The 11978-nt window shown below is 52.9% G+C and carries 8 protein-coding genes; 1 reads left to right on the top strand and 7 read right to left on the bottom strand.

Annotation, left to right across the window (positions count from 1 at the left end; translation table 11 throughout):
- The first annotated feature begins 68 nt into the window (after positions 1-68).
- A complete protein-coding gene (locus tag OEV59_09215; GenBank protein MDH4227907.1) occupies positions 69-2300 on the top strand; it encodes an SLC26A/SulP transporter family protein in 2232 nt (743 codons plus the stop codon).
- Positions 2301-2357: 57 nt separating this feature from the next.
- On the opposite strand, the gene OEV59_09220 is transcribed toward OEV59_09215, so the two are convergent.
- From OEV59_09220 to OEV59_09250, 7 genes are all read right to left on the bottom strand, one after another.
- Complete coding sequence (locus OEV59_09220) at positions 2358-3293, bottom strand: Ppx/GppA family phosphatase (GenBank protein MDH4227908.1); 936 nt, start codon at positions 3291-3293, stop codon at positions 2358-2360.
- The gene (locus OEV59_09225) at positions 3277-4320 is read right to left on the bottom strand and encodes a CHAD domain-containing protein (protein MDH4227909.1); all 1044 of its coding nucleotides are present in this window, start codon (positions 4318-4320) and stop codon (positions 3277-3279) included. The genes OEV59_09220 and OEV59_09225 overlap by 17 nt, the downstream gene beginning before the upstream one ends.
- Positions 4317-4919, bottom strand: coding sequence for an HD domain-containing protein (locus OEV59_09230; protein MDH4227910.1), 603 nt, complete (start codon positions 4917-4919; stop codon positions 4317-4319). Before OEV59_09230 ends, OEV59_09225 begins: the two co-directional genes overlap by 4 nt.
- A gap of 17 nt (positions 4920-4936) precedes the next feature.
- Positions 4937-7177, bottom strand: a complete 2241-nt coding sequence (ppk1, locus tag OEV59_09235) for a polyphosphate kinase 1 (protein MDH4227911.1) — start codon at positions 7175-7177, stop codon at positions 4937-4939.
- A gap of 50 nt (positions 7178-7227) precedes the next feature.
- Positions 7228-8703, bottom strand: a complete 1476-nt coding sequence (gene pap / locus OEV59_09240; GenBank protein MDH4227912.1) for a polyphosphate:AMP phosphotransferase — start codon at positions 8701-8703, stop codon at positions 7228-7230.
- Positions 8704-9038: 335 nt separating this feature from the next.
- A complete protein-coding gene (locus OEV59_09245) occupies positions 9039-10544 on the bottom strand; it encodes a conjugal transfer protein TraF (protein MDH4227913.1) in 1506 nt (501 codons plus the stop codon).
- A 33-nt stretch (positions 10545-10577) separates the two neighbouring features.
- A complete protein-coding gene (locus OEV59_09250; protein ID MDH4227914.1) occupies positions 10578-11222 on the bottom strand; it encodes a hypothetical protein in 645 nt (214 codons plus the stop codon).
- Positions 11223-11978: the final 756 nt, after the last annotated feature.

Below are 11978 nucleotides of genomic sequence, written 5' to 3' on the forward strand. Positions count from 1 at the left end.
AGACATGGCTATAAAATTTCCAAAGACACGCCTGCGATTTCTGTGATAATATATATACGGGGTGCACCGTGGCAGATAACAACTCATCGCAAAATCCCGATACCGAAAAACCCGTATTCTCAAGCGAACTACTGGGCGGCCTCGCGGCCATGCTGGTGGCTCTTCCCTCATCCATCGCCTTCGGCGTCATAACATACAGCTCTATCGGCCCCGAGTACGCGGGCATAGGCGCAATGGCCGGCATGGTAGGCGCAGGTGCCATGGGGCTTGCAGCGCCGATATTTGGCAGGACAAAGGGGCTCATCTCCGCGCCGTGCGCTCCTTCGGCAGCGGTGCTTACGGCATTCATTGCCGCGCTCATTGCCGGAGGCTCTGGCATAACCGCCTCAGAGATACTTCCGCTTCTCGTGCTAACCGCCATAATGGCCGGGATATTCCAGGTCGTTTACGGAGTAATCGGCGGCGGAAACCTGATAAAGTTCATTCCGTACCCGGTAGTTAGCGGCTATCTCTCGGCAGTTGCGTTAATCATTGCCATAGGACAATTGCCGAAACTATTTGGCCTTCCAAAGGGCACGCATCTCTTCTCTGGGCTTGCCTCGCCTGAGCTCTGGAGATGGGAGGGAATAGTAATCGGGCTTGTGACAATCGTACTGATGCTAACGTCGCACCGCATAACCATGCGGCTGCCGTCTGCCATAATCGGCCTTATAGGCGGCGTTGCCGCATATTTTATCATAGCCGCATTTTCCCCGGCGCTTCTCTCGCTTGACGCAAACGCCCTTGTCATAGGCCAGCTCAAGGCCTCGGGGTCGTTTCTTTCAACTGTAGGGGAAAGGCTCTCGTCGCTATTTTCGATAAAGGCCGAGACTATCGGCTTGATAGTAGTTCCAGCTCTAACACTTTCCGTGCTTCTCTCTATCGACACGCTAAAGACCTGCATCGGCCTCGACGCCATCACCGGCAACCGCCACAACTCGAATAAGGAACTAAGAGGACAGGGAATCGCAAACCTCTTCTCCGCGTTCACCGGAGGCATGCCCGGGGCAGGCACAATGGGGCCGACACTCGTAAATGTATCGAGCGGCGGAAGAACTTTCATGTCCGGCCTTATAGAAGGCGGCTTCGTAATCCTTGCGGCCATACTGCTTGGAGGGCTCATCGCCTGGGTGCCGATAGCGTCCCTTGCCGGCATACTTCTCGTCATAGCGTACCGCATGTTCGACAAAGGGATGTTTCGCCTCTTAAAGCACCGCACAAGCCGCTTCGACTTCGCTGTCATCGCAGGCGTTATCGTCGTTGCTCTCGCAGACGACCTGATAGCGGCCTCAGGCGTGGGTGTTGCTCTCGCAATCCTTCTATTCCTAAGAGACCAGATAAAAGGCTCTGTCATCAGAAGAAAGCTCTACCTTAACCAGATATCATCGAAGACAAGACGGCTCGATGCGGAAAGAGCAGTGCTACACCGCGACGGGGAAAAGGCCGTGTGCTGCGAGCTGCAGGGCAATTTGTTCTTTGGCACGACGGACCAGCTCTTTACACAGATAGAACCTGACCTTAAAACAAAGCTCTACGTCATCTTCGACATGCGCCGCGTGCAGTCGATGGACTACACTGCAGCGCATCTATTCGAGCTCATGCACGCGCGGCTTGCAAAGCGCGGGGGCCGCTTAATACTTTGCCACATGCCGCTGGCGCTGATGGAAGAAAGAGACTTCGAGAAGTATCTTCGGGAGATGGGGGTTGTCAAACGCCACACCGGCGTAAAGGTGTGCGACACGCTCGACTACGCGCTCGAATGGACGGAAGAGCGGCTTCTTGACGCATCCGGAATAGAGCGAAAGAACGAGGAAACAAGGCTAAAGCTTCGCGAGTTCCACCTTTTTCGCGAGTTCGAGGACGATATCATGGTGGACCTCTTAAAATGCATGACAGAGGCCGAGTTCAAATCCGGAGAGAAAATAGTATCGAGCGGGGATACAGGAGACGAACTTTTCCTCGTAAGAAAAGGAAGTGTGCGGATAATGCTCCCTCTTGGCGGCGCCAAGTGGCACCATCTTGCAACGGTATCGCAGGGAGACTTCTTCGGCGAGCTCTCGTTCATAGACAAGAACGTCCGCTCGGCAGACGTCGTGGCCAAGACGCCTACGAACCTATATGTGCTCTCAAGGGCCAAATTCAACGAAAAGGCCCTTGCCAACCCCACCCTCGGAATAAAGGTGTTTGCGAGGCTCGCATCCGCTGCCGCGGCACGGCTTAGGCTAACGGACGCTGAGCTAAAATCTTTAGAAGAGGGATAAAACGGAGGTTTCGAAATCCCTAAAACGCCCGGTCAAACGCAATCGTAAAAATGTACCCTAAACCCCGCCCATGGCGTCCATCACGATTCCTTCACGAAGCGCAGTCTTGCAGACCGTCATGCCCTTCAAATGCAGTTTCTTAAACACTTCCCTAAGTATCAACGCGCCTGCGGTTATTATGTCCACCCTGCCCGGATCAAGCCCGGGAATGCGCTCGAGTTCGCGCGTATCCCCGCTCGCATCGAATATCATATCGGCAAGGCTTAGCAACTCGGCCCTGGAAAAGGACGCTACTCCATTTCCGTCCTTCTTCGTCTTGCCGTTTGCCGCCCTTATCATCTTAGAGAGGTTCATAATGGTGCCGGACGTGCCTATGACAGCGTCGAAATCGCCGTAACGAAGCGCGTCGGGCAATTCCTCCAAAAGCCCGTCGACATAGGCCTTGCACGACTTAAATGCCGCGCTGCCGATAGCGCCGCCCTTGAAATATTTGGCCGTAAGGCGCACAGCACCCATCTTAAGGCTCGTTGAATAAAGCGCCTCGCCCTTTTTACCCACAAGTATCTCGGTTGAGCCGCCGCCTATGTCGACAAGGAGTATCTTTTTAGAGAACACGGGCATAGAGGAAAGCACACCCAGGTATATCAGCCTTGCCTCCTCTTTGCCCGATATGACGTTTATCTTTACGCCTGTGCGTTTTTTGACCTCGTTTAGAAAAACGCGGCGATTGGAGGCCTCTCTCACAGCGCTCGTTGCTACTGCCTTTACGGTAGCGCCCTCGAGCTCGGCTAGTGCGCTAAACATCTTGATTGTGCGCACCCCCCGCTTCATTGCGTCGGCGGAGAGACGCTTCATGGAGCCGCCGCCAAGGCGCACGGTCTCTTTTTCCTTGTCTATTATGCGAAACTTCTTTCCCACCGTCTCGGCAACTATGAGATGGAATGAATTAGTGCCTACGTCTATGGCTGCGAGTTTTTTAGGCCGTTTCTTCACCGGTCGTCCTTTGAGTTGCGCCGCTCGTTACTGGCTTTACGCGAAGCCCCTTTTTCAAATCCCTAAGCGTCCGTTTCGACGCAAACCGCCTCCAGATGCCTGAAAAATCACGGCGGCAATCCGAGGCTATCTCCCGCTGCAACATGTATATCTCGCCAAGCACGAATCCTGTTCCGGGCCTAAGCCCCTTTAAAATCTTACCGTCCAATATATCATCGATAAAGCCTCTGGTAAACACAGTATCTTGCATATCGCCTAAGCAATCCTGCATCTCCACAAGACGCTTTATGAAAGGATCGAGGGCCCTTCCGTATGCAGGAGAAATTGCCTCAAGGCCGTAGCGCAGCCGCTTTGCCTCTATGCGAAGCTTATGAAAATCTTTCATGCGCTGTTTTTTAAATGCCTCGCTGCCTTTTTCAACAACGCTTTCGAACATGCCTTCCATCATTGAAGGCACGGCATCGGAGATTTTCTTTACGGCAACGGAGGAAGAAGGACGCTTGGGCTCTATCGTATCCGTAAGCGCCCTTAAGCGCCTCTCCATCCTCTTATACCTGGCAGACCCTAATGCATCACTTAGCGCCTTTAGCGGAAAAGAGCGGTACGCCATTAGGCGTTTAACAAGGAACATCTCCTCTTCTCCGGCAAACCGCTTGAGCTTTGCGTAGCGCGGGAGCTTTAGCAAAAATACATCTATATCGCGCACGCGGCCAAGGAGAGCGCCTATCCATTTTAAGTCCCTTGATATGACCTCTGCACGTTTTACGCCAAGCATCGGGCCAAAGAGGCTTAGCGCAGACCTCATGCGTCGCACTGCAACGCGCCCCCTGTGCACGCATTCGACGTCAGTATCTTTTTTTATCCCATCTATTTCAGAGGCGAGCCTATCCATATGAAAGACAAGCACCTTCTTTGCGGCGCTGTCCACGCGGTCAGAGGTCGCGACATTTAACACCGGCGCAAAGGGAACAACCTTTGCCGCCTTCCCGGAGACCTCGCTTTGCGTTTGTCTGGCTTGCCGTATCACCGGTATTCTATCGCCTTGCCGAGTTTTTTTACGAGGAGAGCGTGCTTAAGGACTGCCTTTCCAACCTCTGCGCCGTAGTCGGAACCGGATGCCTTTACGCTTATAACCGCTACCGCGCCGCCAACAGCGCACTTGAAACCCTTTACATTGCCAAGATGGCGGCAGTCGAATGCGTCCGCAACGCGTAGAATTGCGGCAAGCCATTCAACCCGGTTACGGTCCTTCTTGGAAAGCTTTGCGAACTTTTTGTGCCGTTCTTTGTCAGGAAGCGCCTTTGTGTGGTATCTTGCGATAAGCGAGCAGAGTATCCTGTCATCTTCCCGGAGCCCGGGTATATCGAGAGAGCGTATGATAGAGGCCGAGGCCTTGTGGTGGCCTCCAAGCGCTGCGTCTTTATTCGACCAGCCCGTATCATGGAGGATGGCGGCGAGCTCAAGAAGACGCTTTTCCTTCTTGCCAAGCCTGTGAGCGGCCTTTAGCCTGTCGAAAAGATTTAACGCAAGTATCGAGACCTGCGTGCTGTGCGCAGGGTCCGGGTCAAGGTCGTGCTGCGTCTTTACGGCAAATTTCAGCGCCTCGTCCTCTTTGCCTTCCGGCATGAAGCAGCCTCCCCAAGCTAAAGTTTGCGCTTCGCCTTCTTACCGATCTTCTTTACTATCTCCTCGTACGGAGCAGACTTAACGCCGCCCTTACGCGCAATCGCTATGAGCTCTGCCTGGCTCCTTACGGTCTTATCGTCGTCCTTGGGCTTCTTCCTCGTATACGAACCATCACTCTGCATGATACGCGCCTTGACGTTGTCTTTTAGATAGGTCAGCAGTATCTCGTCCATGATGCGCGACTTAAGATCATTATTCAAGATGGGGTAGAGTATCTCCACACGCTTCGAGAAGTTCCTCGGCATCCAGTCTGCGCTGCCAGAATATATCTCCGGGTTGCCGCCGTTATGAAAATAGTAAAGCCTCGAGTGCTCGAGAAAGCGGTCGAGAATGCTTGTAACGCGTATGTTTTCACTTATCCCAGGTATCCCCGGCCTAAGACAGCATATGCCGCGAACTAGAAGGTCGATTCTGACCCCTGCCTTCGAGGCCTCGTAAAGCTTGGTTATGGTCTCTGGGTCGACAAGGGCGTTCATCTTGGCGATTATCCTGCCCTGCTTCTTCGCTTTTGCGGTCTCTATCTCGCGCTCTATCAGGCGGTGCATCGTGTCACGCGTGGTAACCGGAGAGATCGAGAACTTCGAGAACATGGCCGTGACCTTTTCCTTTGTAAACATCTCTCCTCCGGTCCAGGAGTTAAAGCCTGTAAGCACGTTAAAGAGAGCGGAGACGTCGTTGCCGAAATCCTTATCGCAGGTAAAAAGCCCTATATCCGTATAGAGCTTGGCAGTGACGGCGTTATAGTTGCCGGTAGAAACGTGCACGTAGCGTTTTAAGTGCTTACCCTCGCGCCTTACCACAAGGGTCGCCTTACAGTGCGTCTTCCACTTAACGAAACCAAAGACCGCGTTCACTCCGGACTCCTGCATCTGCACGGCCCTGTCTATGTTATGTTCCTCGTCAAACCTTGCCTTAAGTTCAACGACAGCTGTTACGTGCTTGCCGTTCTCTGCAGCGCGCCGAAGCGCGCTTATAACAGGCGAATCCTTGCCAACGCGGTAGAGCGTCTGCTTAATGGCCAGAACGTCCGGGTCGTCGGCAGCGGCGTTTATAAAGTCCATCACAACGGCGAATGAATCGTATGGATGATGAAGAAGCGCATCGCCTTCCTTTATGGTAGTGAAAATGTCTTTGCCGGAAGCAAAGCGCTGCGGGATTCTGGGATTAAACGGCTCATCCTTGAAGGAGGCCTCGACAGGAAGGTCGTATAACGCCATCAGGTCGCAGACGTTTATCGGGCCGTCTATGTAATAAACAAACCTCTCGTGCAAGGCAAGGTTCTGGCAAAGAAGCTTTACGGCCTTTTTCGGCGCTCCTGCCTCTATCTCCACCCTCACTGCAATCTGCTGCGTTCTGTCGTGAAGCTCGGAGTGCACGGAGGCGGCAAGGTCCATGACCTCCTCTTCGTGAAGGTCGTAGTCCTGGTTTCTCGTGAGACGAAAGGCCAGCGTATCGGTTATCTCCATGCCCGGAAATAGCCGCTTTATGTTCTTTTTGACGAGATCCTCGAGGAGCACGAAGCGGCGGTCTTTTTTACCCTCGCCCTTTACAGGTATAAGGCGCGGCAGCACGGAAGGCACCTCGACGAACGCATAGGCCCTTGCGCCCTTTTCGACATTCGGCTCTTTGAATACGACCATTATGTTGAGCTTCAAATTCCCGAGAAACGGGAATGGATGCCCCGCGTCCACGGCAAGCGGCGTTAGCACCGGAAATACGAGCTCTTCGAAATATTCGTTTAACCGCTCCCGCTCGGAGGCCCCGAGGTCGTCTATCCTGTCGAGGTAAATGTTAGCTCCCCTAAGTTCCGATAGCACGGGCTTTTTAAGGCTCTCGTACTGCTCCTTTACAAGAAGCCTCACCTTTTCGGCAATCTCTTCTATCTCCTGCTCCGGCGTTCTGCCGCTTGGGTCGAGGTTCTTTAGCCCGGCATTCACAACGCGCATAAGGCCTCCGACCCTGACCATAAAGAACTCATCAAGGTTGGAGCTAAAAATACTCGAGAACTTGAGCTTTTCAAGGGCCGGCGTGAGCGTATCCTCCGCCTCTTCAAGGACCCTTCTGTTGAACTCGAGCCACGCAAGCTCCCTGTTTATATAGAGTGCCGGGCTCTGTAAATCCGTCTCCTTCGAGAGCGCTGCCGCGGCCTGCTCTTCAGCCTTGCTTGTTATGCTAACTACCTGTTTGTCCTGAGCCATAATGTCTTCATCCCCCGTTCAAGATTAAATGCGAACGTTCCCCTGAAGCTCTAAAGTGCCTTCTTCAAATGCGCGCATAGTTCCTTTAATATCTTCAGGCGCGCAAAGTACTTGTTATTTGCCTCGATAACCACCCACGGCGCCACGTCCGTGCTCGTGCGGTCTATCATTTCATCTACGGCCAGTTCGTACTTGTCCCATTTCTCACGGTTACGCCAGTCTTCGTCGGTAATCTTAAAGTGCTTGAAGGCTATCCTTTCCCTCTCCTTGAACCTTTTGAGCTGCTCATCCTTCGATATGCTTAGCCAGAACTTGAGCACCGTGACGCCGTTATCGGCAATCTGCTCCTCGAAGTCGTTTATCTCGCTATAGGCCCTCATCCAGTCGGCATCGGAGCAGAACCCCTCGACCCTCTCTACCAGCACGCGCCCGTACCACGACCTGTCGAATATCACGAAACTTCCGCTCCTTGGTATATGACGCCAGAAGCGCCAGAGGTAAGGGTGCTGTTTTTCCTCGCCAGTAGGGGCCGCAACCGGCACTATGCGGTAGCTTCTCGGATCAAGCGCTCCGGTGATGCGCCTTATGGCGCCGCCCTTGCCTGCGGCATCCGAGCCCTCGAAGACGAGTATGGCAGCCGTCTTCTTGAACTTCGAGTCCTCGACTATCTCCCTTAATTCGCGCTGGTGCTTGAGGAGTTTTTTCTCGTATTCGTTTTTGGTTGTTGCCTGCGAGTATTTCAGCGATTTGATGAGGAACTTGCCGTCTATCGGCGGCAAGGCGCTTGGCAGGCTCGCGGCGGCCTCGACCTTTTTTCCGGCAAGGCGTTCTTTCAAGGCGTTAAGTATGGTCTTTCCAACCGTGAGATGGCGATACCTGGCGTCAGCGCCCTCCACTATCATCCACGGTGCCTCTGCCGTGCTTGTTCGCCTTAGCACGCGCTCCGAGACCTTTCTGAACTTATCGTAGAGCTTAAAGTGCTCCCACTCTACCTTACTGGCTCTCCAGCCCTTTTCCTTGTCTTTTTCGAGCTTCTTAAGGCGCTTTTTCTGCGCGTCCTTCGACAGATGCATCCAGAATTTTAGTATGAGCGCCCCTTCGTCATGGAGCATCCGCTCGAGCCTTATTATCCTCTCGGCGGACTCATCAAGGTCCGCGTCCTTTGTCTTCTTGAAAACGCGCTCGACTATGGGCTGCGTGTACCAGGACCCGAAAAATATCCCTATCTTTCCCTTTGGCGGAAGCGAGCGCCAGAACCTCCACATATCAGGGTGCGCGCTTTCCTCTTCCGTAGGCGCGCTCATTGCGTTTGTTTCGATGTAGCGCGCGTCCATCCACTCGTTAAGGAGCCGCACCGTCGGCCCTCTTCCCGCGCCGTCAACGCCGCCTATCAGTATTATAACCTGGAACTTCCCGGCATCACGCAAATCAAGCTGCGCCTCAAGAAGGTTTTTCCTAAGCTCCGGCACCTCCTTATCGTATTCCTCTTTGCTGATCTTATGACCGAGTTCCGCAGATTCAAACATGGCTACCCCCTCCCCGTAGTATTAAATAATGGAAAAAACAGCCTGCCCCCAAAATAAGACGACGGCAATGTCATGTATTGGAATGTCTAGAAGAATGTCCGGCAGTCTGGGGTCTAAAGCGCACGGGCTTGCCGGAAAGGCCCTATCTTTTTATTAAAGCAAATTTCCGGGAAATATTCAAATGCTAATAAAAATACCGGCAACAAGACCTGCGCCCAACGGAAAACAGGCCGGTCTAACCACCTGATATTGCAGGATAAACAGCAAAAACAAGGCCCCGGCAGCTGCATACGGCAGCTACCGGGGCTGTTTGGAAATAGCAAAGCGATAAAGGCTTAGAACAGCATTGAAAGCGCAAGCTCCACGCGGGCCTCGTTAGGGATATCCTCGCCGTCAACTGTGGATGAGTCCTTTGACATGGCTGCACCTACGTCTATATTGACAAGCCAGAGGTTCAATCCCAGACCTGCCGTGTACACGAGGCCGATGTCGTTTTCCGCAAGATTCTTGTACGCGCCGCCGCGAAGCCTAAGGAAGTTAAATAGATTTAGCTCCAGGCCGGCAGCGACATTCTTAGACTTATACTCATCAGAAACAGCCGTATCGTTCTCGGTTAAATCCATGTCAACGGCAAAAAGCAGCATGTCGACGGGCTTAAAGGCTATGCCTGCCCTGACCTGCGCTTTTTCCTTTATAGTGTCCGGGCCGCCCGTGTATAACGGCTTCATGTCGAACTCAGGCGAGTTCACGTTCCTTGCCACCACGCCAAGCCGCAGCCTGTCGCCAAACCTGTAGAGAGCGCCGACATCCACGCCAAAGGCAGTGCTGTCCACATATTCTTCCTTGGCGTTATCTAGCGCGTCGCCAAGGTCGGTGTTAAATATCCTTAGCTCTATATTGTAGACCCTGGCCTTCATGTACTTGAAGTTAACGCCAAGCGCAAAATCGTCGGTTATTTTTCTGCCGTATGTCAACGGGATCTCGGCAACTCCTATGCCCCTGAAGATAAGCTTGGACATGTTGTTGTCTATCGAATTACCCGAGGCCGCGGCGGCATCACCGATAGCGGCAACGGTCTCTATCTGCGCTACTATATCCGCGGGAACGCTTGCTGCCGGCACCTGCGACAAACCGTAGTCAACGGCATTGATGAAGTTACCTCTTTGCGTTGCGTCCCAGCCAAGCCCTGTAAGAAAGGTTTGCAGTTCGGTCTTCTGCGCTGCGCTAAGATAGGTACCGCCGGCGCACACACCGGGGCATCCGTAATTGGCCGGATTGGTAAAGTCGTTTAGCGTAAACGTGGTGCCGGTAGTAACAGGGCCGATATTTACGAGGTCTATGCTCCCTTTTGCCGAGACATCGGCAAAGGCATAGCCGCCAAGCCCCCAGTGCCCCGCCTGCATCCTCAAGCCGCTATTGGCCATAAGCGCAACCGAGCGGTCGGGGTTGTCGTTAAAAGTTTTCAGATCGTTGATGATGCGTATGAAGTCGTTTACCTCGGAGGCCGCAAGGGTGCCGCCGTTAAACCTGTCGAAATCTATCTTGGATATCTTATCTATCTGCTCGCCTAAATCCTCATGCACCTGAAGGCCGACACCGACATCTACAACGGCGCTAACGCCGCGTCTGCCGTACTCACCGCCCTCCGAGTCCAAGAAGAACCCGAATGCCGCCGGGTTCCAGTAGCTCGCGGTGGCGTCGTTTGCAACGGCCACATTCGCGCCTCCCATGCCAAGGGCCCTTGGCCCTACCATGCTCCACTCCCTTGCATCGGAAGGCGAGGCGCAAACTACGGTAACAACCGCCGCAAAAATAACGGTGAAGATGAATTTTCCGCTCATACAGGCTCCTGACATTACCGATACACCTTCGACTTAGTGCGGCATTTCCCTGGCAAGCACAGCGATGGTATCTGCGGCAACGTCTTTCAATTCCGGCTTGAACAACGTGTATTCCTCGACCACCTCGTGCCTTCCAATCCATACAACTGCGCCTGTTTCGAGGTTTACGAGACGCAGCGAAAACCCTGCCTTCGCCACCTTATTCCCTCCGGCCCTGCCATAATCCCACGACGTAACGTTAACGATAAGGAACGCGTCATTGCCGCCAAGCTCCTTCTTTATCTTTCTGGCAGCCGCATTGTCCGCGATGCCAAACATATCTAGCTTTTGCAGATAAGCCGCCAACGCCCCGGCAAGCTCCTCGGAGCCTTCTATCTGCTTTCTCGTGGCCGCGCCGTCCACCACCTTCTTATACCATCCTCTTTTATTTAGCCCGGCGGCAACGACACCGTCAATCTCGTCTGCTCCGGCGCCGTGTTCGCCAACTATTGCCGGCAAAACAACTATGGACTTGGGATGAAAATTCTTTGTATCCGCTGTAAGCTTACTGTATTTATTGGCCGTAGAACACCCGTATAACATCGCGACAGCCATAAGCACAACGGCAACATGCGCAATCAGCGGCCTTTTTGCGATATTCGCCATATTCCCTATAAACGGCACCAATATCCCTCTCATACCAACGCCCTCCTCATAATAAATAAAATGATATCGAACGACTCACCAGCGGCATAACACGCCACATCCGTTAACAGCACCAACACGCATATTCCGTAAGCACCATCGCGCACGCAGTACAGCCGGTTAACGATTCCCTAGAACCGGGGCCCGCCAAACTGCACATTGAAAATAACACCACAAAACGCCTTCTGTCAATACAGGATATAAAAAAGGCGGCGACATCTTGAATTTTCTCTGCTCAAAACATCGCCGATTAAGGTATTATATCCTCTACCCCCCCCATAAAGTCAATAAATTTTTGGCATACTTGCGCGCCACAATCATCGGCATCAAAACGCAGCCTCCGGCGCCGCCAAAAGGCTCTCCGGCCATATACCGACTGTGCGGCACAGGCTATTAATACCTATAGGAAATCCACTGGAATTTTTAAACGACCAAGGCCTCTACGTTGCTTGACATCTGTTTGAACACAAAAATAGCCAGATGACACAGTGGCATGCTCACCTGAAGTTCATTGCCTTGAGGGCAGCTGTATCTACCCTCGAAGAGGAGACAGGGAGGGGGCACAAAAAGGGGCACAGTCAAAGTGAAAAAGGGTTAGCAAACGCGCTAACCCCTTGATTTAATTGGCGTCCCCACGGGGATTCGAACCCCGGTTACCGCCGTGAAAGTTAGAACCTATAAAAAACTGTAACTCCGCGGCTTGCTTGGCTTTCTTCCAATTTATTGATTTTTAAGGGTTTCTATAGATTC

Source organism: Deltaproteobacteria bacterium (assembly GCA_029858205.1).
In the GTDB taxonomy this organism is placed as follows: Bacteria; Desulfobacterota; GWC2-55-46; order GWC2-55-46; family DRQE01; genus JAOUFM01.